The sequence below is a fragment of the Pseudomonas sp. H3_C08 genome (assembly GCF_054669455.1).
In genome coordinates, this window is sequence record NZ_CP162803.1 from 1,568,318 (window position 1) to 1,590,373 (window position 22,056).

The following is a 22,056-nucleotide window of genomic DNA, read 5'->3' on the forward strand; positions in this document are numbered from 1 at the left end:
CGTTTGGGCGGCCGGTTGGTCGCCCTTTTTTTATACTTTTAATGTTCGTGGGTATTGTTGATCGCTCAATTCAAGCGGCAGTGCGGCGATTCTTGCGTTTCTCTTCTAACTAGTTGGTCAAGCCGCACCATGGCTTCCTCATGGGGAATGCCCGGGCGAGGATCATCCAGTGCAGCCTGCACGTTGGCACGAAACCAGCGATCGTACCCTTGCTCATAGGGGTCTGAGACACCATGACACCAAAGGTGTGTTGAGACCGGTGTGACAAATGACTCCTCCATTCCGGTATTGGAAAATCGCTTTGTAACCATCGGGACATCCTGCTTCATCACACATTCGGTAAACTCCTCCAGGCACTAGTGGCCAATTGGAGTCCGGGCCATAGACTCGAAGCATGGCAGACAGTGCGTAGCTCACGGGCAATGAGCCGGCAACGCTATATCTCCAGTTGACTGCTTGCGCATGGTTATATCCAACGGTGCTTATTTCCAACCTGAAGACATTGCTGACATACACCGAATAAGTGAGGGTAGTGAACCGGTCTTGAACCGTGATCACTGCACCACCGTTTCTTGCGCCGATGACCTTGCCATTGCTCTCCACTGACGCGACGGCTGAGTTACTGGAAGAGTAGGTGATTGGCGCTACACCGAAAGATGCTGTGCGGATTTCGGTATTACCCAAGAAGTCCAGTCCCGTCGTTGGCCAACCGGTGTGCACTCGATACCCGTTCAGTGTCATGTTGGTCTGATTGATTTGCAGGGGCTGAAATACGACAAATGACCGAATGGCTGATGTCAGTTTTTGTCCATACAGTGCCCGAATCTGGATGTCTGTCCGCTCGTTGAGCTTGAAACCATCCAATGTTGCCAAATAGCTGCCATCCGCCTCGGTCGTCATCTCCAATTCTCGATGATCATTCACAAAAATCTCGATAGGTTGTTGGATACTCGCTAGACCTTCGACAGTGATGCTGGTCGCTATAGTCGCTTCGTTATGGGGGATTTCAATGCCATCAGATGATCCTTTGACTGAAGTTAATGTCGGTTCCATGTCGTCTGTCACCGTCAACCTCCTCGCTGCCGACACGAGGCTCGGTTGCTCCAGATCTCTGGCGGTAAAGCTGTGCTTGGCTTTGCTCAGGTCTGCAATGGGCAGACTCCAGATGCCGGTTACTCCATCGGCAGTCTCTTTACCTTTGATATCCGTACCGTCGAGCACTTCGACGTCTCGCCCGGCTGCGGCAACGCCGCTCAAGATGACGGCCGTTTCCACGGTGAAGCCATTCTCGGGGATCTCGTTGTCGCTCAGCGAGCCTTTGACGGACGATAACGTCGGCGCCCTGAGGGTTTCCACGGTCAGGAGTCGCACATTGGAATAGGTCGATCTGGGGTGATAAAGGGATTTGACGTACAACCGGCGCGCGCCGACTGCAACCTCGATCGTGCATTCCCACAGGCCTGTAGTTTGATCCGCTGTCGCCTTTCCCTTCGACACTGCGCCTGAACCGCTGCCATCGAAAGCCTCTACATCCTGCCCCTTGCTGGCGCTGCCTTTGAGTATCAGCGATGTACTGAAAGTGCTTGTACCCTCCGGCACTTCCTTGTAGCGGTCGTCCAGCACATTGCTCAGCGTCGGCACAATAACCGCCGTGACAGTGAGGGTGTAGGCCGCGGAGGCAGGTTCGGCACCATACTTTCCTATCGCGCTAAAACTGTGTTTCGTCACAGTCAGCCCCGACGCGGTGTAGGTCCAGATTCCAGAAACCGGATCCGCCGTGACCTGATCCTTGACGATGGCGCCATCGCGTATCTCGACGTTCTTGCCCTTGGCGCCCGTGCCGCTCAGTACCACGCTGGTTTCAACGGTAGTGCCACCTTCGTCAATGTCCTTGCCGCTTGTCGATCCCTTGACCGAGTCGATGGTCGGCGGATCGAGCGCCACCGGCTCACCGATGACAAACTCCAGCACATTCGAATAACTGGTTCTATTACTCGCTGCCCGGAAAATTTCGTAGTGCACCTGCATTTTTTTCTCGCGATTAGGTTCGAAATGCTGGGCCACAAACGCCGCGTTCAGCGGGAAATCCACGTTTTTGTCCTTGGACAAAGCGTTGAGTGTTTTCGAGTCGGTAACAGGCTCATTGCCTTCAACGATACAGAAATACTTCACGATATCGTTGGCCTCGCTCGGAACAGCCACCGGCCGTGGCGCGGTGATTTTGCTGGCGCCACCGGGCAGGTCTTTGGGTTCGAGCACGCCATCCTTTTCACCCAGCACGATAGGTTTGACCAGTTCGCGTTGCGCTTCGCCGACGTTGAGTAATGAGGCGTGCAGTGAGGCACGGCGGGTGATGGTGCCGTTTTCATCGGCCAGCAGGTTGTACGACAGATCCAGCGTGCCACCCTCGAGGGTTTTGCCGTGTTTACCCTCGACGGTGATGATGAAACCGTTGGGGTCATTGGCCTCGTCTTCGCTGGGGAAATACCAGTCCAGTTCCGGGTCGTAGGTGGTCAGGTCGGGCCGGGTGCCGAACCATTTCAGTTCGATCGCGTTCTCCGGGGTGATCAGTGGATCGTAGGGAATGCAGATGCGGTATTCGGGCGCGTTGGGGTCGAGCGCGCCACTGATCTGGTCGATTGCGATGGGAGCTGGCAGGCGTGTCGGTTCGCCGATGACGCTGTAGGCGCGGGACTTGGATCTGGAGTTGTCGACCACGACGCCGCCGCGGCGTACGTGATAGGAGTACACCACCGTGCGTTTGGCCAAGGCACGCAGGGTGCTGTTCTTGTGCTCGATCGAGACCCGCACTGGCGGCGTGCTTTCAATACGCTGGATCACCAATTCGCTGATCTCTTTACCATCGTCGTCGGTACCGAAGACGCTGAGGTAGATCTCGTCGTTCTTTTTGAAGATGTTCACGTCATCCGCCCAGACCTCCACCATCGGCGGTTCGTCCCCCAGCACCTCCAGATCGACGATGAGACCGTCGGCCTGTTTGAGGATGGGCGCACCCAGCCGCAAGCCCTGGGTGTCGACGACAATACGCACGGCCTCGCACCAGTCTTCGGACTCGTTGTACACGCGGTCGCGGATCTTGTAGCTGACCGACACGCCGTCGGAGTCTCCGGCTGAGAGGATGGTGGCCTTGTCGGCCAGAACCACGATGGGATTACTCTCCGGATCATCGATCTGTTCCTGGGTGACGGGTTCGGACTCCACGGTTTTCCCGGCCCAGGCCAGGATGAGCACGTCACCGACGGCGCAGTTCAGGTAGAGCCAGCCATCGCCGGGCTTGGGTTTGGCGTAGACCAGCACGCCTGCCTCGGCGGTGGCCTTGTCGACACCGTCGCGCACGACATCCGGAGGATCGAAGGCCATGGTCAGTTCGGAGTGGCCATAGTCGGGATTAAGATCCTGCCCACCGGGCAGTTCGAGTTTGACGAAGAGCTTGATCGTCGGTCCTGGCTCGGGCTTCTGCCCGAAACGCGTGATCTGGTAAGACAGCTCCCAGTCGCCGCTGGGCAAGCGTGACGGCTCGATGAACAGAGTGACGTGCTTGTCCACCTCGATGTCTTCGGTGATGGTCTTTTGCGCGACCATGGTGGTGCCCACGTACACCTTGCAGTTATCGCTCTTGCTCATGTTGTTCCAGGCGGGAACCTGGACTTTCAACCCCTTGTCGGGGTAGTTGAGTCGTGCGGCGGCGAGGTTGATGCCCCAGGAGCCGTCATCCAGCAGCCGGCCGCCGGGGATTTCCGGATCGAGCAAGGCCAGGGCGGAGATTTGTTTGTGCGGTTGGATGAGCATCGCGGGGCACTCCTGCCGTAGGTGGGGCGATGGAGTGATTAGGGGATAAAACCGGGAAATGCGCACCTGTCAGATCTGACAGGTGAAAACTATTTACGACGAGCGGTAATAGCTGCGGGTGCCTAAGCGTTCCAGTTCATTGACTTAGTCCTTTAAAAAGCAACGGACAAATGAATGCTCATTTGTCCGTTGCTTGTCAGCGATTGGCTTTGATCAGGTCCGTAACAGGACGCCGATACAGCCCACCCTGCCGTTGTCATTTGAACCATAAACAACCCCGTCTCCTGGGCGTAGCAACCAATGGGATCCCAATTGGTGTCTGTCGGCTACCCAGTAGAAGTCATAGGAATACCCACCTGGATCCCCTCCGTACACTGAGCGCAGTTTGTTGTAGTCGCCAATGGCTGGAAATTGGCCTCCAGCGTTGTTCACTGTTGCTGACATGGTTGCCAGGTTATGGCGGCCGCCCCCGTAATTGGCGATATACCAGACGTTTTGAACAGAAACAGAATACGACGCCGTAGATCCTCGACTATCTGTAACGATCACGCGAGCACCGCCATTACGTACACCAATCACTCTCCCTGTTGAAACGTCGACCTGGAGATAGGCTGTATTGTCAGTGCTATAGCGATAGGGCGGTATGCCACCGCTGGCGCCTCGAGTTAAATAGGCTCCAGCGGGAGGATTGGTCACGGGTCTATTGGTATGTCTGACCATGTATCCACTGAGATAAGCGGTGGATGTGTCAATGTACAACGGTGGAATGGGATCTCTTCTGAAATTTCGGGTATCGGATTTCTGGTTCGTTGACAGCGCTTTGACGTACACCGCATGTTCACCAGTATCAATAGCAAGACTGGTTGTCCAGGTACCGTTTTGGCCGGTAGGTACGATCTGTTTCTCGCCGCCATTATCGTAAACCTGTACGTCATATAAGGGAGTGAACTTGCCCGTCAGAGTGACCGAGCTGTCATAGGTTCTTCCTCCCTCTACCAGTTCACCTCCTGAGTGCCTGATTGAGGTCAGCGTTATTGCGTCGTGCGGCTTGATAGTAAAGTTATGAACTGGTGACTCCAACTGATCACCATAAATCGCCCTGGCTTTGAGGGAGTATGTTGTACCCGTCAGATCAGTCAATGTAGTTGCGCCGACGCCATCACCGTCGAGGGAAACAGGCAAGCCAATAGTATTGGTGCCATTGTAAAGCTGCACCGATTGATTCGGATCTGCTGAGACGACCACTGCAATTTCGGTATCGTAGGTTGTTCCGTTATTGGCGACCGGCCCCAGTGAGTCATTGACCGCGGTAATACTGGGCCGGGTGGCGATACCAATGGTGAACGTTCGTGGCTGACTGATTGGCGGGTCGGCATCATACAAAGCCTCAACCGTTATGCTCTGCAAGCCTTCGAGCAAATCCCCGGTAGTCAACTCCCAGGTCCCGGGAGCGATGACATCGACTATGTCTTGTGGGGCGTTGTTGATCATGACGCGGACTTTTTCCCCCCGAGTGGCGGTACCCTGAGTTTTCACGCGCTTGTCGTAGGTCACGGTCGCTTCTGGAATCTCCTTGTCTTGCGGATCTTTCACACTGGTGATGATCGGTGTTACGTAGTCGTAGCGTGTGCGTATCGTCAAAGGCAGGTTCGGAAATTCGACTGCCGCATCCTCACTGCCATTGAATATCACCGAGCATGTCACGGTGGCTGGAGAGCTGTGGAGCAACTTCAGCACATCAGACCTGAGCAACGGTTCATTAAGCCCGGTGACGGCTTGCTCCTTGCTGATCCTATGTGTTTTGAGCACTTCGATGATGTGGACGCCGGTACTGGCACGACCTACAAGACTGAGATCCACGACTTGCCCTTCGGCAATGAAGGGCCACGGTTTGACCAGAATATTGGCGTCGCCGCTGAACTCCATCAGATCCAGAACGGCATTGACGGCTTGCGGAACTTCGGGCGCAGGCAAGTCTTTTTCCGGGTCCTGGAAACCCAGAATGTTCAGCGGCAACTCCTCTGATTGCGTCCATAACTTATGGCGCTGCACAGCGTATTTGACCGATACAGTGCTCAGGATGTTGGCACCCACCACAGAGGCGGGGAGGTGGAAGGTGACAGTACCGTTAGCTTCGGCGGGTTTTTCGAGGTCCTCTGATGTTCCGGGGCCGGGCGTACCTGTCCATAACAGACGTAACAGATCCAGCTTCTCATCCATGGTGTCGTAGCTGCATTCGACATCGACACCGTTGAGCGCATCCATCGGATCAAGGGTGTCGTCGGAGGCCTGAATGACCACAGGCGGAAGCAGTCGACCCAGCGGAACCCCGACGATTACCCGCAACGGTGCTGAGTAACTGTATTTCCCGGTGGCGGCATGCAGCAGAGTGTAAATCACTGTGACCGGAAAGCCGATGTTGGTAGTCACGTATTGCGCATCCACCCGAAAGCGCGCGGTCTTGTCGATCGACAACTCAGTGATGGGTATGCTGCCTTTGGTTGAGCCATCAAAGGTGTAACCAATCCAGTGATACGTCAGCGTGTCGCCCTTCATCCAATTGACCGGTTTGACCAGCACATGAGCCTGGGTATACACCAGCGTCGGGTCGATCACGCCATCTTTGGCTTCCTCTACATCGGGGGCTGGTAGTGTGGCGGGGAGTGCGCGTACTTCGACCCGCAAAAAGTCAGACTCGCTGAGTCCATAATCGGCAGGATCGTCGTTGTACACCCGGTAATAGAGTTTGAGGCTGCCGTTGTTCAACGCGAGGATGTGCTCTTGCAACACAGTGATGTAAATACGCTTTGCCTCCTGATCGTTACTGCTGACGTCATACAGTTCCTCATACACATAGGCACTGCCGTCTGATTTCGTGCCTTCCCAGATCATGTTGATCGTGTCACCGGTTTTAAGGCTCGGGTAGGCAATTAATACGGTCGCTGTTTTGCTGTCCCCAGGCAAAATGGCGCCGATAACCTCTTCTATGCCCGGAGCCGGCAACAGTGCCGGGTTGCCTATCACTTTGACGAAGGTGCGTTTGGAATAGAGCTTCGAGCCATCGCTTTTTTTGTGCAGTACATAGGAGCCATCGAGCGTTCCGGTGGCGAAGAGACTGACGAATGCAAAAGGGATCGGGAACTCGAGAATGTAGGGCAGATTGCCGACGGTGACTTCCTCGGTCAGAGTACGAGGCGCTGTTCCGGTGCCCCCGACACCGGCGACATTGATTACGATCGTGTCGCCCGTGGTGAACTCTTTATTGATTTCGAGGCGGATCAGCAGGTTGGTCGCCTGATGGTCCAGTCGATCGAGATGGAGTTCGCCATCATCGGCATCTTCGAAAAAGGCCGGGTCCAGGCGAGCAGCACCGGCATCCACCTGAACCGTAGTCTCCTTCGACCATTTCTCGCACCAGTTCCAGACCTCATCATGGATTTCGTACCTGATCGGCAACGAATTGCCATCGCCGCCGGTCAGGATGTCACCGGGCGACGCGGTGATGACAATTTCTTGCGTGCCGTCGGCCTCGGCTTCTGTTACTACGTGCGGGGTCAGAAGAACACTGCCCCAGCGCACCCAGATGACATCGCGCAGCGTAATCTCTCGATAGCGCTTGATGGTTATGGGCACGCCCTTGCTCGACCATTCTTTGCTGACACCATTGTCGATGACATCCTGCGGCAACCCGACAATGTCGAGGTGTGAGTGCCAGGGAAGATGCTGCTCTTCATCCTCGCCTGCGGGCAAATTCAATTTGACCAACAGCGTCAATACGGCAGAAGGATTATCCGGCAGCGGTTCGCCTGAACGGGTCACCTGGCAATAACACTCGGAGTAACCGGGGGTAATTTCAGTGGTCGGGAGAAAGAAGAACAATCTTTCATCGACATCTTCGGGCTTTATTTTCAGTTCGAGAATGACGTTGCCGTTCCAGAAAATCTCGATTTCATCACCAGTCCCCATCCCGAGGTAAGGGTCGATAATACTGAATATGCCAGCCTCGGAATTTTCGAATGTTGCCAAGTTGATACCGCCGTCGCCATTCACAACCGGCTGAGTCATGTCAGCGATGTACACCGGATAGATTTGCAACGGTGTGACGTATAAGTCTCTGCGTGGGGGAAGTCGAAAAAGTCTGAAAGTAGTCATGAGCAACACCGCCTGAAAGGGAAAAAACGGGTGATTCCCTTTTAGTCCCATCGATTGCTCATTGACTACTGTCAGATCTGACAGGGGTAAGCGGTTTTCAGACGGACGGTCAGGTGTGGGGTGAGTCTGTTTATGGGGCGCCCGTCTGAGCACTGTTCGCTTCTGAGCGCAATCTGGCAGGGTCAAAAGGCGTACGGAATACTCACCTTCGCCCACAACATTTCCCCTTCCGGCCGGTTCTCCACATCAAACTCTTTGGCCCAGCGAATCTCCGCACTGGCGTACTTGAGAAAGGTGAAGTGCAGCGCCGGGCCAATCGCGAACACCTTGCCGCGCACGCCATCATCAACGTCCTGCCCGGCGAACTGCACGGTGTGGCCGAACTGTTTGTCGTCGGTGGTTTGTTTGAGGAAATAGCCGTTGACGCCGAGCATCAGGTCGTCGGTGATCTTGTAGCTGGCCGAATAATCGAAGTGGAAAATCTGTCCTGATTTGTAGTCGGTGTCCTTGTTCTTTTCGTTGAAGCTGTAGGTGGTCTTCATCGAGACTTCGGTGTTGTCGGTCGGCAACCAGGTGAACGAGAACAGCGGTTTGTAGGTGTAGAAATTGTTGCTGGTGTTGGCCAGTCGATCGACGCTGTATTCGCCGGTGGGCACGGTGACTTCCACGGCGGCGCCGAGGGTCAGGTTTTTGCCCATGTCCCACAGAATGATCGGCGCGAAGGTGGTATCGCCCATGCCTTCGCGGGTGTCGCTCAGGCCGAACACCGAGACTTCCTGCTTCAACCACGGCTGGGCGATGTAGCCCGCCAGACGTCCGCCGAACACACGCACCGGGCTCAAGTAATCGAGACGCGGAATCACCGCGGTGGATTCGATTTCGACATTCGGCACCTTGCCACCCAGCGAGCTGATGTTGAACCTGGTTGCCTTGTAATGGTTGTAGTAGAGGTTGAACGCGACCATGTTCTCCGGAAGGCTGTCGACTTCCAGCGGCAGCATGAAGAAACCGTCGGTGCCGGTGCCGATGTTGTCGACCCCGGCTTCGGTGGCCAGCGCGGGCAACGTCAGGGTGCAACCTGCGATGAAAAGGGCGAGCGGCAAGAAGGATGTTGCACGGTTCTGGCTCATGACTGTCCTCATTATTATTGTGATTGGGACCTGGTACCGGTCGCTCGGAGCGCCGGTACGCTAGAAATAAGCGTTTGGCGTACGTTGGGGCAGGGTATTGGCGGACACCAAGGGGGCATCTGCGGACAGTTCGCGCACCCTGTGCTAACTTCCTTCGACATAACCGGTTACAAAAATAACAATCAAGCGTGATCCGGAATGTCAGCCCCATGAACGTAAAAGTCCAAGACCCGACCTTCGAACTGGCGCTGGTCTCGCCGTTCCTCCTGCAAACCCTCGCCGAAGTCGTGCAGAACAGAGGAATCGATTCCCAGAGCCTCTGCCGTGGGCTGGGTTTCACCCTTGAGGATCTGCAGGATCCGGCGCAGCGGATTTCCTATCGCCAGGCCGTGGCGATGATTCAGCGCGCACTCAAAGTGCTGCCCAATCAGGGTTTGGGGCTGTGGGTCGGCGCGCAGAATGTACTCGGCACACTGGGCCTGCTCGGGCACGTGTTGTCGCTGTGCAAGACCTTGCGCGATGCCTTTGCCCTCGGCATTCGTCACCAGCACACGTCGGGCGGCATCGTCGTTTCCAGCGTCGATGTGGTCGGCGGGCAGGTGCATCTCGATGCTGAATGCCGCTTGCCATTTGCCGACGTGCAGGTGTTTGCGGTCGAGGAGTTCTTCGCCAGTTTGCTGGTGTATGGCCGCGCACTGGTGGGGGCCGAGTTCAAGGCGATTGCCGTGGAATTTGTGCATGCCGCGCCGGATTACCTGGCCGAATATCACCGCCTGCTGGGGCCGGATGTACGCTTCGGTTGCCTGCACAATCGCATGCTGATCGATGGGCAATGGCTGGACGTGCACCTGCCTAATCATCATTCGCTGGCGTTGCGTCAGGCCGTTGCATTGCTGGAGCTGGAAGCAGCGCAGGTGCATCAGAAGCTCGATCTGATTCAAGCGGTGGAGCGGGCGATTGCCCGGGATTTGAGTAGCGGCAGTCACATTGAAAAGATTGCCGGCGATTTGAACATGAGCAGTCGCACGTTGCGCCGGCGGTTGACTGAGCATGCGTTGACGTTTGAGGCGTTGCTGGAGCAGGTGCGGCAGGCGCGGACCTTGAGTCTGCTGGCCAATCCCGATATGCCGATTGAGCGGATTACCGAGGAGGTGGGCTACAGCGATGTGCGCAGTTTTCGGCGGGCGTTCAAGCGCTGGACGGGGCTGAGCCCTAGCGCTTGGCGTAATGACGCTAACCCTCACCCCAGCCCTCTCCCAGAGGGAGAGGGGGCCGACGGGGGTGTCTTGCGTCATACATCGACCTGAAAGATTTTTGTCGATTATGGATTCGGTACAGCGCGTTCAAGTCGGCGTAGCTCTTCAATATTCCCGAATCAGTTCCCTCTCCCCCCGGGAGAGGGCTAGGGTGAGGGTGCTTTTGACTTCCATCCAAACCCACACAAACCCTCCGGCCACAGGTAAACTCCCGCGCACTTTCCCAAGGAGTTCACATGAGTTACTACCAGCCGGGCATTCTCGCCACCCCTGTTCCTGCGCAAGCGCGTCACCTGTTTTTCGCCCTTGAGTCGGTTGAAGCCCTGCCTCAGGCGCTCGACAGCCTGCTCAATCAGGTGGACGGCAAGTCGGCGGTGGTCGGTTTTGGTGAATCCCTGGTCAAGGCGCTCAACGTGCAGATCGGCGGCCTGCGCAGCTTCCCGGCGCTGACCGGCGTTGGCGTCGAGAACCCGTCGACCCAGCACGCACTGTGGGTGTGGCTGCACGGCGTCGACCGTGGTGAACTGCTCAACCGCTGCAACGCTCTCGAAGCCGCACTCGCACCAGCCCTGCGTCTGGTCGAGATGCAGGAAGCCTTCCGCCACAAGGACGGTCACGACCTGACCGGCTATGAAGACGGCACCGAAAACCCCCACGACGAAGCCGCCATCGCTGCCGCCCTGCAAAGTGCCGGCACTGACGGCATGGTCGGTGGCAGCTTCGCCGCGATCCAGCAATGGCAGCACGACCTCAAGGGTTTCCACAAACTCTCGTCCGAGGACAAAGACAACATCATGGGCCGTCGCCTCAGCGACAACGAAGAGATCGACGACGCGCCAGTCTCCGCCCACGTCAAGCGCACCGCGCAGGAAAGCTTTGCCCCAGAAGCGTTCGTCGTGCGCCGCTCGATGCCGTGGATTGAAGGTGATCGTGCCGGTCTGATGTTCCTCGCCTTCGGTTTCTCGCTGGATGCCTTCGAAGCGCAACTGCGCCGTATGAGCGGCCTGGAAGACGGCATCACCGATGGCCTCTATCGCATCAGCCGCCCAATCACTGGCGGCTACTACTGGTGCCCGCCGCTCAAGGACGGTCACCTTGATCTGCGCGCCTTGCGCGTCGGCTAAAGGAAGAGACATGGACGTGGTGCGTTGGGGCATGATCGGTTGTGGCAGCGTCGCCGAGCGCAAGAGCGGGCCGGCCTTCTACAAGGCGCCCGGTTCGGCACTGGTGGCGGTAATGGGCCGACGCCTTGAGGCCGTGACTGACTACGCCGCGCGCCACGGTATCGAGCGGGTCTACACCGACGTCGATGCACTGATCAACGATCCCGAGGTGGACGCGGTGTACATCGCCACGCCGCCCGACAGCCACCACGCCTACAGCCTGAAAGTCGCTGCGGCCGGCAAACATTGCTGCGTGGAAAAGCCCATGGCGCTGAATGCCGGGCAAAGTCGCGAGATGCAAAAAGCGTTTGCCGACGCCGGTTTGCACTTGTTCGTGTCCTACTACCGCCGTTCGTTGCCGCGCTTTGCACAGGTGCGGCAATGGTTGGAGGAGGGGTGCATCGGTGACGTACGGCACTTGAGCTGGACGCTGACCAAGGCGCCTTCGCCGGCGGATCTGGACGGTCGCGACAACTGGCGCACCGATCCGGCAGTGGCCGGTGGCGGTTACTTCGCCGACCTCGCCAGCCACGGCTTTGACCTGTTTCAGTATCTGCTCGGTGACATCGTTGAAGTCGCTGGATTCACCGCGCGTCAGGCCGGTTTGTATGCAGCTGAAGATGCCGTCAGCGCCAGTTGGCGGTTCGCCTCCGGGGCGCTGGGCATGGGTTGCTGGAGCTTTGTCGCGGATCGGCGTGAGGATCGCGTCGAGATCATTGGCAGCCTCGGGCGGATCAGTTTTTCGGTGTTTGATGAGCATCCCGTGCAGTTGCATGCCGATGAACACCTCAGCCTGGAAATCCCCCATCACGAGCACATCCAGTGGCATCACGTGCTGGGCATGAATGCGCACATTCGTGGCGACTCACAACACCCTGCCGTTGCCGAACAAGCGCTCAAGACCGACTGGGTCATGGACCAGATCCTCAAACGCCAGTAGCGCACAATTCCCCTGTAGGAGTGAGCCTGCTCGCGATAGCGGTGTGTCAGACAACACATCAATGACTGACCCACCGCTATCGCGAGCAGGCTCACTCCTACAAAAAGCGACCGTGTGAAGTATCTAAGGTTATGCCCAAACAATATTTCTCAACCTTGTCATAACATCTCTAAGATCACGTCATAACTCGTTATAACAAGTGATCCCGTGATGACCGATAACGTTCTCTCCCTAAGCAGTGTCCCGCTGCACACCCAACTGCGCGACGTCCTCCGTGCGCGGATCCTCGACGGTGAATACCCGCAAGACAGCCAGATGCCCTCCGAAAGCGAACTCGGTGCGCTGTTCAAAGTCAGCCGCATCACCGTGCGCCAGGCGCTGGGCGATCTGCAAAAAGAAGGGCTGATCTTCAAGATCCACGGCAAAGGCACCTTCGTCGCCAAACCGAAAACCTTTCAGAACGTCAGCAGCCTGCAAGGCCTCGCCGAGTCGATGACCGGGCGTGGCTACGAGGTGATCAACCGCCTGCGCAGCTTCAAATTCATCCCGGCCGACAAGCGTGTCGCCGAGCGTTTGCAAGTCGCCGAGGGCGAGATCGTCGCGCAGATCAAACGCGTGCGCCTGATCAATCGTGAACCGATCTCGCTGGAAATCACCTACCTGCCCAAAGCCGTCGGCGAGCGGCTGGAGAAGGCCGATCTGGTCACCCGCGACATCTTTCTGATCCTCGAAAACGACTGCGGCATCGCCCTCGGTCACGCCGATCTGGCCATCGACGCAATGCTGGCTGACAGCGATCTGACCCAGGCGCTGAACGTCGAGGCCGGCTCGCCGATCATGCGCATCGAGCGTCTGACCCACGACGCGCAAGGCCAGCCGCTGGACTTCGAACACCTTTACTACCGTGGCGATGCGTTCCAGTACCGCCTGCGGATCGACCGGCAAAAAGGGGAGCAGGCATGACCCGCAACGTGCTCGAACAGGAATACGACATCGTCGTCATTGGCGGTGGCACCGCAGGCCCGATGGCCGCGATCAAGGCCAAGGAAAAGAACCGCGACTTGCGCGTGCTGCTGGTCGACAAGGCCAACGTCAAACGCAGCGGCGCGATCAGCATGGGCATGGACGGCCTGAACAACGCGATCATTCCCGGCCACTCGACGCCCGAGCAGTACACCAAGGAAATCACCATCGCCAACGACGGCATCGTCAATCAGGCCGCCGTTTACGCCTACGCCACCCACAGCTTCGAAACCATCGAACAGCTTGATCGCTGGGGCGTGAAGTTCGAGAAGGACGAGACCGGCGATTACGCGGTGAAAAAAGTCCACCACATGGGTGCTTACGTGCTGCCGATGCCGGAGGGGCACGACATCAAAAAAGTCCTCTATCGGCAGTTGAAACGTGCGCGGGTGAGCATCACCAATCGTCTCGTCTGCACGCGGTTGCTGACTGACGAGGAGGGCACCGTCAACGGTGTGATGGGCTTCGATTGTCGCACGGCCGATTTCCATGTGATCAAGGCCAAGGCTGTAGTTCTCGCTTGTGGCGCTGCCGGGCGACTCGGTCTGCCTTCGTCGGGCTACCTGATGGGCACCTACGAGAACCCGACCAACGCTGGCGACGGTTACGCGATGGCCTATCACGCGGGTGCCGAACTGGCCAACCTCGAGTGCTTTCAGATCAACCCGCTGATCAAGGATTACAACGGCCCGGCCTGCGCCTACGTGACCGGTCCGCTGGGTGGCTACACCGCCAACAACAAGGGCGAACGCTTCATCGAGTGCGACTACTGGAGCGGGCAGATGATGTGGGAATTCCACCAGGAACTGGAAAGCGGCAACGGCCCGGTGTTCCTCAAACTCGATCACCTGGCCGAGGAAACCATCCAGAACATCGAAGAGATTCTGCACAGCAACGAGCGCCCGAGTCGCGGCCAGTTCCACGCCAATCGCGGCACCGATTACCGCACGCAAATGGTCGAGATGCACATCTCCGAAATCGGTTTTTGCAGCGGTCACTCGGCCTCCGGGGTGTGGGTCAACGAACGCGCCGAGACCTCGGTGAAAGGTTTGTACTCGGCGGGTGACATGGCCGCTGTGCCGCACAATTACATGCTCGGCGCGTTCACCTACGGCTGGTTCGCCGGGCATAACGCCGCAGATTTTGTCGCCGGTCGCGAGTTTTCTGCGCTGGATGCCGCGCAGATCGAAAAGGAAAAGGCCCGGGTCTACGCCCCGCTGGATCGCGAACATGGACTGCCGCCGGCGCAGGTCGAATACAAGCTGCGGCGCTTCGTTAACGATTACCTGCAACCGCCGAAAGTGACCAAGAAAATGCAGATCGGCCTGCAACGCTTCAGCGACATCGAGCGCGATCTCGAGCAGATGAAGGCCAACAACGCCCATGAACTGATGCGCGCGATGGAAACCAGCGTGATTCGCGACTGCGCCGAAATGGCTGCACGCGCCTCGCTGTTTCGCGCCGAAAGTCGCTGGGGCCTGTACCACTATCGCGTCGATCACCCGCAGCGCAACGACAGTGAATGGTTCTGCCACTGCCATCTGAAGAAGGACGAGGACGGCCGGATGACCAGTTTCAAGAAAGCCGTCGAGCCTTACATCATTCCGCTCGATGCCGAAGAAATGCAGGCGTACGACCGCTTGCGGGTTGGCGCTTTCGCCGCTTGATGCATCCCTAAAAGAGAATCCGGACCATGGCCTATCAAGCTCAGGAAATCTTCTTCCGCTCCAACGCCCCCGTCACCGTGGACGAGGACAAATGCATCGCCGAAAAGGGCTGCACCGTGTGTGTCGACGTCTGCCCGATGGACTTGCTGGCGATTAACCCGGCGACGCAGAAGGCTTATATGGCGTTCGACGAATGCTGGTATTGCATGCCGTGCGAGAAGGATTGCCCGACCGGCGCCGTCAAGGTCGACATCCCCTATCTCCTGCGTTGAAACCCGATCCCTGTAGGAGTGAGCCTGCTCGCGATAGCGGTGGGTCTGATGTAGATGTGCTGGCTGACACACCGCTATCGCGAGCAGGCTCACTCCTACAGTAGATCTACGACACCCCAAAGCCATCCGGAAACACCGGACGCTGAATTGAAAAACACCCCTCGTTTCCCACCGCGCCCTGATCGCGGCGGAGACGAACTCAAATAAATGATTCGAGGGGAAACACTCATGTTGCGTGCAGCAATCGCCGGTCTGGTACTGGCTTCGTTCACTTTGTCGGCCTCAGCCGAAACCATCCGCATCGCCATCGGCACCCAGGACACCACCATCAATTGCGCCGCTGGCGGTCTGTTGATTCGTGAACTCGGTCTGCTCGACAAATACCTGCCCCACGACGGCACTTACAAAGACGCCAAGTACGACGTGCAGTGGAAAAACTTCACCAGCGGCGCGCCACTGACCAACGAGATGGTCGCCGGCAAACTCGACTTCGGCGCCATGGCCGATTTCCCAGGTGCGTTCAACGGTGTTGCGTTCGAAACTGCCGGCAAGCACAGCCTGTTCATCAGCGTACTGTCGGGGAGCATCAAGGGCAGCGGCAACGGCATCGTCGTGCCGAGCGCGTCCGGCGTGCAATCGCTGAGCGAACTCAAGGGCAAGACCATTTCTGTGCCGTTCGCCTCCACCGCCCACGGTATGTTGTTGCGCGCGGTGGCGGAGCAGGGCTGGGATCCGCTCAAGGACGTCAACATCATTGCCCAGCCACCAGAAGTCGCCGGCTCGGCGTTGCAGGCCGGCAAGATCGACGCCCACGCTGATTTCGTGCCGTTCGCCGAGCTGTTTCCGAGCCGGGGCTTCGCCCGCAAGATCTACGACGGCGCTCAGGCCAATGCGCCGACGTTCCACGGTGCGCTGGTGGATCAGGCTTATGCGAAGAAGTACCCGGAAGTCGTCGTCGCCTATTTGCGGGCGAGCATCGAGGCCAATCAACTGCTCGCCGCCGAGCCTGAGAAGTACAGCGAACTGATCGCCAAAGTCACCGGTGTCGATGCCGAAGTGAATTACCTGTTCCACGGCCCGCTCGGTGTGCAGACCCGCGACTTGAGCTGGAAGCCGGAATATCGTCAGGCGGTTGGCACGGCCATCGATACGTTGAAGCTGTTGAAGAAGGCTGATCGCGGGCTCGATCTGAACAGCTTCATTGACGATCAGTACATCCGTGCGGCGTTCAAGGCGTCGAACCTCGATTACACGGCGCAACTGGCCAATTACGCGCAGACGCCGTTGAAGGCCACGGATGCGGCGACGGGGAAAGCGATTACTGACTTCAGCCATGTCGCCGAAATCTGGGTGCGGGGTGAGGACAAGGTGCGCCAATACGCTTCAGCGGAAGAGGCGTTCACTGCGCTCGCCGCGTTGAAGCAGGAAGGCAAAAACATCCGTGCCGTGTATGCACAGGCCAGTGACAGCGGAATCAAGTTGCTGGCTGAGCAGGCGTGGTTTGCCAGTGATGCGAAGGGCCGGTTGAGTGCGTTTTTGCTTAAGGGGCAGGCTCAGCAATATGCGTCGGCGCAGGGTGGCAAGGTTCTCGATTTTACGGATGCCACGACCCAGGCGGTCGTCGCCCGCTAGTTGAAGATCAAGAGCCCCTCACCCTAACCCTCTCCCAGAGGGAGAGGGGACTGACCGTGGTGTTTGGACTAGCTACGCCGACCTGAAATACCGAGTTGAACTCAGGATTTGAAAAGACTCTATCGAGCCGAACGCAGGTTTTGAAAAGCACGAAGATCGGCTCCCTTTCCCCCTCGCCCCCTTGGGGGAGAGGGCTGGGGTGAGGGGGTAAATCTCAGCCACAACACAGATCCACAACTGGAAACCCGCTCCATGAAAACACCCACCCTACGCTGGACATCAAGAGCCGCCTCCTTGCTGCTCTGCCTGCTGTTCTGGCAACTCGCCGCCAGCCACCACTGGAACCTCGGCCTGGTCACCTTCGCCAACGTGCCGACACCTATCGCGGTGCTCGAAGCCGCTTTGGGCCTCGGTGACTCAGGCAAACTCCTAGAACACCTCACCGCCAGCCTCAGCCGCGTCTTCGCCGGTTACCTCACCGCATTGCTGATCGGCGTCGCCCTCGGTTTAGCCATCGGCCGTTCGAAGTGGGCCGAAGACCTGCTGCTGCCACCGCTGGAAGTCCTGCGCCCAATCCCCGCCGTCGCCTGGATTCCACTGGCGATCCTGATGTTCCCATCCTCCGAACTGTCGATGGTCTTCATCACCTTCACCGGCGCGCTGTTCCCGATCCTGCTCAACACCGTACACGGCGTCGAAGGCGTCGACCCACGCCTGATCGCCTCGGCGAAAAGCCTCGGGGCAGGGCGCCGGGCGATCCTGCTGGAAGTGATCCTGCCCGGCGCCGCACCCAGCATCATCACGGGCCTGGCGATCGGCATGGGTACCTCATGGTTCTGTCTGGTCACCGCGGAAATGATCTCCGGTCAGTTCGGCATCGGTTATTACACCTGGGAGTCCTACACGATTCAGAACTACGCCGACATCGTCGTCGGCATGCTGCTGATCGGCGTGTTGGGCATGGGCAGCAGCCTGCTGATCAAACGCCTCGGCGGGCTGTTCACGCCCTGGCATCGACCGCGAGGAAAAGCCTGATGAGCGTGATGCAAACCCCGGAAGGGCGGATCGACATTCGCCAGTTGTCCATCGTCCTCGGCGCAGGGCGTGAAGCGTTCGAAGCCGTGCGCGAACTTGATTGCCAGATTGAGCCGGGCCAGTTCGTGTGCATTCTTGGTCCGTCTGGTTGTGGCAAATCGACCTTGCTCGGCGCCTTGGCCGGGCACCTCAGCGCTCATGCCGGCAGTCTGAAAGTCGATGGCGCGGCGGTGTCCGGGCCGTCTCCACAGCGCGGCATGGTGTTCCAGCACCACACGTTGTTTCCGTGGCGCACGGTGCGTGACAACGTGGCTTTCGGCCTGAAAATGCGTGGCATCGGCAAGGCTGAGCGCCACCGCGCCGCCGATGAAATCCTCAAACTGGTCGGCCTCGAAGGTTTTGCCGAACGCTGGCCCGATCAGCTTTCCGGCGGCATGCAGCAACGCGTCGAGATCGCCCGAGTGTTGGTCAATCGTCCGCGCTTGCTGCTGATGGACGAACCGTTCGGCGCGCTGGATGCGCTGACCCGGCTGAACATGCAGGAACTGCTGCTGGACATCTGGACGCGGATCCGCACCACGGTGGTGTTCGTCACCCATGACATCGACGAGGCGCTGTTTCTCGCTGACCGCTTGCTGGTGATGAGCGCGCGACCGGGGCGAATCATCGAAGACTTGCGCCTGGATTTCGCCCGGCCACGCACCAGCGAACTGGTCACCAGCCCTGAATTCTCCCGACTCAAACGCCACTGCCTCGATCTGCTGCGCCACGACAACGACCGACCGCTGCCGCGCCTCAACCCGCTCGGTCTGCCTCCTGAAAACCCTTTGCCGCGATTTGCCCTATGACCTCTATTTTTGCTGTGACCGATAACCAGGACATTCTCGATCTGCAACCGCGCCTCGCCGCTGAAGACGCCGGTGTGCGGCGCATTGCGCTGATTGATCTGGCGGATCTGGAAGAACCGGATGGCTTGCTCTGGCTGGTTGATCGCCTGAGGCAAGATCCCGCCGAAGAAGTTCGCGCTGAAGCCGCACGTTTGCTGGAGGCCTGGGAGGATGAGGACGTCGTGCAGGCCTTGTGTGAAGCCTTGACCGACCCGTCGCTCGCCGTGCAATCGGCCGCCGCGCAGAGCCTGAGCTTGCTCAAAACGGAAGCGGCGGGGCAGGTGATTTTGCCGTGGACCGATCATGCCGACGTCAGCGTGCGTATCGCCGCATTCCGTGCCTTGCGTGAGTTGCGTTTCGCCGCCGCCGCGCCGGCAGCGGTTTCGGCGCTGAACGATGCCGACGCCAGCGTTCGTCGTGAAGCCGTTGGCGTGCTCGGCTGGCTCAAGCAGCTCGACGCTTTGCCCGCCCTGGCACGATTGGCCAGCGCTGACCCCGACACCGAAGTACGCCGTGCTGCGACTGGCGCTTTGGGCTTGGCCTCCAGCGCCGAAGTGTTGCCAGCCCTGCGCCAGGCCTTGCGGGATGACGCCTGGCAAGTACGCGAAGAAGCCGCGACGACCTTGGGCAAGGTCGGCCACATTGACGCTGGTTCCGCGCTCGTCGAAGCCTTGAGCGATGATTATTGGCAAGTGCGCCTGCGCGCCACTCGCAGCCTCGGCCGTTTGCGTTTCGCCCCGGCGCTGGACGCTCTGATCGACACCCTCGGCCATCGCATCAGCAACTTGCGCAAGGAAGCCGCGCTGGCCTTGGGCGAACTGCATGATCGCGGCGCCGTGGCCGCGTTGCAGGCCGCGCAGGACGACGGCGACCCGGAGGTGCGCAAAGCCGTGCGCATCGCCTTGAGTCAGTTGCAATGAACCCGCTGTCGATGGCTAATTCGCAAAGCGAAGGCACCTTGCGCTTGAGCTGGCCGGACGGCCGCGAACAACAGCTCAATCACGCCGAACTGCGCCGCCAGTGCCCGTGCTCGCAATGCCGCGCGTTTCGCCTCAAAGGCATGACACCACGGGTGGATGATCGCGTGCGCCTGATCGGACTCAACCCCCAGGGCTACGGCGTGCAACTGATCTTCAGCGACGGCCATCAACGCGGCATCTACCCGTGGGCCTATCTGGCAAACCTCAGCCCCTGATCCACCACATCCCCCTGTAGGAGTGAGCCTGCTCGCGATCGCGGTGTGTCATTTAACAATGATGTTGGCTGATCCACCGCTATCGCGAGCAGGCTCACTCCTACAAGGGATCTGCGCAGCATCCAGGTTATTGCGCAGCCGTCATCGAAGGCCGGCAGCCATGAAAAATATCCAGCCCCGGCTGATACACCGACGTCCTCACATCAAACAGCCCCAGCACCGAGTGGAACAGGTTGTCGTGGCTCAGATCGGCCTGCCCGGTCTTACCTTGCAAACAACCGCGATCGATCCCTTCACTGGCGAGCGTGCCATTGCCGAACCACATCACCATCGGCACGTGCGTCTGCGCTTCAGGTGCCAGCGCATACGGCGCCGCGTGCAGATACAAACCGTTTTCGCCCAGCGATTCACCGTGATCGGAGACATACACCATCGACGTGTCCAGTGAGTCCTGATTGCGCTTGAGCAGTTCGATGACCTTGGCAAGGAAATGGTCGGTGTAGAGGATGGTGTTGTCGTACACGTTCACCAGTTCATCGCGGCTGCAACTGCCCAACTGGTTGGTGTGGCAGATCGGTTTGAAGCGCTCCATCTCTTTCGGGTAACGCTCGTAGTATTCCGGGCCGTGACTGCCATCGGCGTGCAGGACAATGATCGCGTGGCCCTTGAGGCTGTCGATGTAGCTTTGCAGGTCTTGCAACAGCGCCTCGTCGAGGCAGTTGTTGCCATTGCAGAATGGCCCCGGCTGATTCTTCGAAATGTCGCGATGCGGTACGCGCAGGCAGGTGCCTTTGCAGTCGCTGTTGTTGTCCAGCCACAGCACTTGCACGCCGGCACGCTGGAGGATATCGAGCAGGCCTTGGTAGGTTTTGCCTTTCTTGTCGCTGTAATCCTCACGCGGGAACATCGAGAACATGCACGGCACCGAGACGGCCGTCGACGTGCCGCAGGAATGCACCTGAGTGAAGTTGAGGATGTCGAGTTTGCTCAGTTCGGGATTGGTCTCGCGCTCGTAGCCATTTAGCGAGAAATGATCGGCGCGGGCGGTTTCACCGACCACGAAGACCATCAGCGATTTCCTCTCGCGGCTGGCCGCGTTGGCACTCATCACCGCGTCTTCGCCGATGGCCTGCACCACGAAATGTTTTTTGATGCCCAGGCGTTGCTTGGTGTACTTGCTGATCGCGTAGATGTAGTTGGTCGGGTTGATGAAGTGGGTGAGCTTGTCTTCTTCGCGGAAGATTGGCGCGTAGGTCGAATAGAACGCGCCCACCGACGCGGCGATCACCAGCACACAGGCGATGATCACCAGCAGCTTGTTGAGCAGGCCGCGAAAGAACGGTCGATAACTCACCGGCCAGCGCCAGATCAGCGCCGCCGGCAACACCCCGAGCAGCAGCAGGTAAGCCAACAGCTTGCCGCTGAACAGCGCGGTGGCTTCGGCGGGGTTGGTTTCGAAGACGTTCTGAATCATCACCGTGTCGATGGTGATGCCGTATTCGTTCATGAAATAGGCAGCGCAGGCCGAGAGCAGAGCGACCACGGTGAGCGCCGGTTTCAGTGTCCAGCGAAACGATACCAGGGTCAGCAGCAGGGTGATCGCGGCCCACAAAAACAGCGCGAACGAGGCGAAAAACGCCAGTTTGTGCGCGCCTTGCAAAGTGATCAGGGTGCCCAGCGCCTTCCAGGTCGCCAGGTTGTACAACGCCACCAGCGCCAGGGAAAACAGCAGCACCAGTCGGGTAGGAGTGATGGACGGTAAACGCAGTCCGTTGCCCAAAGCCATGTCAAACATTCCTCTACTTGAATAGAAAACCACGCGGTTGCGCGTGTAACTGTAGAAGAACATTAGTAAAAAATTCGTAAACATCCTGTAACAACTAACGAATTCGAA

Annotated in this window: 15 protein-coding genes and 1 pseudogene; 11 read left to right on the forward strand and 5 right to left on the reverse strand. The window is 58.4% G+C overall.

Features of this window, described 5'->3' with window-relative positions; all coding sequences use genetic code 11:
• Positions 1 to 70: 70 nt before the first annotated feature.
• From relB to AB4N74_RS07270, 4 genes and pseudogenes are all read right to left on the reverse strand, one after another.
• Positions 71 to 209, reverse strand: a pseudogene (gene relB / locus AB4N74_RS07255) (type II toxin-antitoxin system RelB family antitoxin); the annotation flags it as partial.
• A 4-nt stretch (positions 210 to 213) separates the two neighbouring features.
• A complete protein-coding gene (locus AB4N74_RS07260; RefSeq protein ID WP_460099012.1) occupies positions 214 to 3,810 on the reverse strand; it encodes a hypothetical protein in 3,597 nt (1,198 codons plus the stop codon).
• Between the two features lie 213 nt (positions 3,811 to 4,023).
• Positions 4,024 to 7,875 carry an Ig-like domain repeat protein gene (locus AB4N74_RS07265; protein WP_460099015.1) on the reverse strand — a complete coding sequence of 1,284 codons (3,852 nt, stop codon included), beginning with the start codon at positions 7,873 to 7,875 and terminating at the stop codon, positions 4,024 to 4,026.
• A 269-nt stretch (positions 7,876 to 8,144) separates the two neighbouring features.
• The gene (locus tag AB4N74_RS07270; protein ID WP_460099018.1) at positions 8,145 to 9,092 is read right to left on the reverse strand and encodes a SphA family protein; all 948 of its coding nucleotides are present in this window, start codon (positions 9,090 to 9,092) and stop codon (positions 8,145 to 8,147) included.
• A 209-nt stretch (positions 9,093 to 9,301) separates the two neighbouring features.
• On the opposite strand from AB4N74_RS07270, the gene AB4N74_RS07275 reads away from it, so the two are divergent.
• The 11 genes from AB4N74_RS07275 (at position 9,302) to AB4N74_RS07325 (ending at position 20,162) form a co-directional block, all read left to right on the forward strand.
• Positions 9,302 to 10,399, forward strand: coding sequence for an AraC family transcriptional regulator (locus tag AB4N74_RS07275; RefSeq protein WP_320336969.1), 1,098 nt, complete (start codon positions 9,302 to 9,304; stop codon positions 10,397 to 10,399).
• A 185-nt stretch (positions 10,400 to 10,584) separates the two neighbouring features.
• A complete protein-coding gene (locus AB4N74_RS07280) occupies positions 10,585 to 11,472 on the forward strand; it encodes a Dyp-type peroxidase (RefSeq protein ID WP_414925831.1) in 888 nt (295 codons plus the stop codon).
• Positions 11,473 to 11,482: 10 nt separating this feature from the next.
• Positions 11,483 to 12,451, forward strand: a complete 969-nt coding sequence (locus tag AB4N74_RS07285) for a Gfo/Idh/MocA family protein (RefSeq protein ID WP_460099023.1) — start codon at positions 11,483 to 11,485, stop codon at positions 12,449 to 12,451.
• A gap of 210 nt (positions 12,452 to 12,661) precedes the next feature.
• Positions 12,662 to 13,414: a GntR family transcriptional regulator gene (locus tag AB4N74_RS07290; RefSeq protein ID WP_186624160.1), complete on the forward strand. Its 753-nt coding sequence runs from the start codon at positions 12,662 to 12,664 to the stop codon at positions 13,412 to 13,414.
• Positions 13,411 to 15,141, forward strand: a complete 1,731-nt coding sequence (locus AB4N74_RS07295; RefSeq protein WP_460099028.1) for a fumarate reductase/succinate dehydrogenase flavoprotein subunit — start codon at positions 13,411 to 13,413, stop codon at positions 15,139 to 15,141. Before AB4N74_RS07290 ends, AB4N74_RS07295 begins: the two co-directional genes overlap by 4 nt.
• A 26-nt stretch (positions 15,142 to 15,167) precedes the next feature.
• Positions 15,168 to 15,413: a 4Fe-4S dicluster domain-containing protein gene (locus tag AB4N74_RS07300; RefSeq protein ID WP_003225615.1), complete on the forward strand. Its 246-nt coding sequence runs from the start codon at positions 15,168 to 15,170 to the stop codon at positions 15,411 to 15,413.
• A gap of 207 nt (positions 15,414 to 15,620) precedes the next feature.
• Complete coding sequence (locus AB4N74_RS07305; protein ID WP_460099033.1) at positions 15,621 to 17,045, forward strand: ABC transporter substrate-binding protein; 1,425 nt, start codon at positions 15,621 to 15,623, stop codon at positions 17,043 to 17,045.
• A 252-nt stretch (positions 17,046 to 17,297) separates the two neighbouring features.
• Positions 17,298 to 18,080 (forward strand): ABC transporter permease, encoded by a 783-nt coding sequence (locus tag AB4N74_RS07310; protein ID WP_460099036.1) that lies wholly within the window; start codon positions 17,298 to 17,300, stop codon positions 18,078 to 18,080.
• On the forward strand, positions 18,080 to 18,928 hold the full coding sequence (locus tag AB4N74_RS07315) for an ABC transporter ATP-binding protein (RefSeq protein WP_007912497.1): 849 nt from the start codon (positions 18,080 to 18,082) through the stop codon (positions 18,926 to 18,928). Before AB4N74_RS07310 ends, AB4N74_RS07315 begins: the two co-directional genes overlap by 1 nt.
• Positions 18,925 to 19,887 carry a HEAT repeat domain-containing protein gene (locus AB4N74_RS07320; RefSeq protein ID WP_093433519.1) on the forward strand — a complete coding sequence of 321 codons (963 nt, stop codon included), beginning with the start codon at positions 18,925 to 18,927 and terminating at the stop codon, positions 19,885 to 19,887. Before AB4N74_RS07315 ends, AB4N74_RS07320 begins: the two co-directional genes overlap by 4 nt.
• The gene (locus AB4N74_RS07325; RefSeq protein ID WP_460099039.1) at positions 19,884 to 20,162 is read left to right on the forward strand and encodes a DUF971 domain-containing protein; all 279 of its coding nucleotides are present in this window, start codon (positions 19,884 to 19,886) and stop codon (positions 20,160 to 20,162) included. Before AB4N74_RS07320 ends, AB4N74_RS07325 begins: the two co-directional genes overlap by 4 nt.
• 127 nt (positions 20,163 to 20,289) lie before the next feature.
• On the opposite strand, the gene AB4N74_RS07330 is transcribed toward AB4N74_RS07325, so the two are convergent.
• On the reverse strand, positions 20,290 to 21,948 hold the full coding sequence (locus AB4N74_RS07330; protein ID WP_427120565.1) for a phosphoethanolamine transferase: 1,659 nt from the start codon (positions 21,946 to 21,948) through the stop codon (positions 20,290 to 20,292).
• Positions 21,949 to 22,056 lie beyond the last annotated feature (108 nt).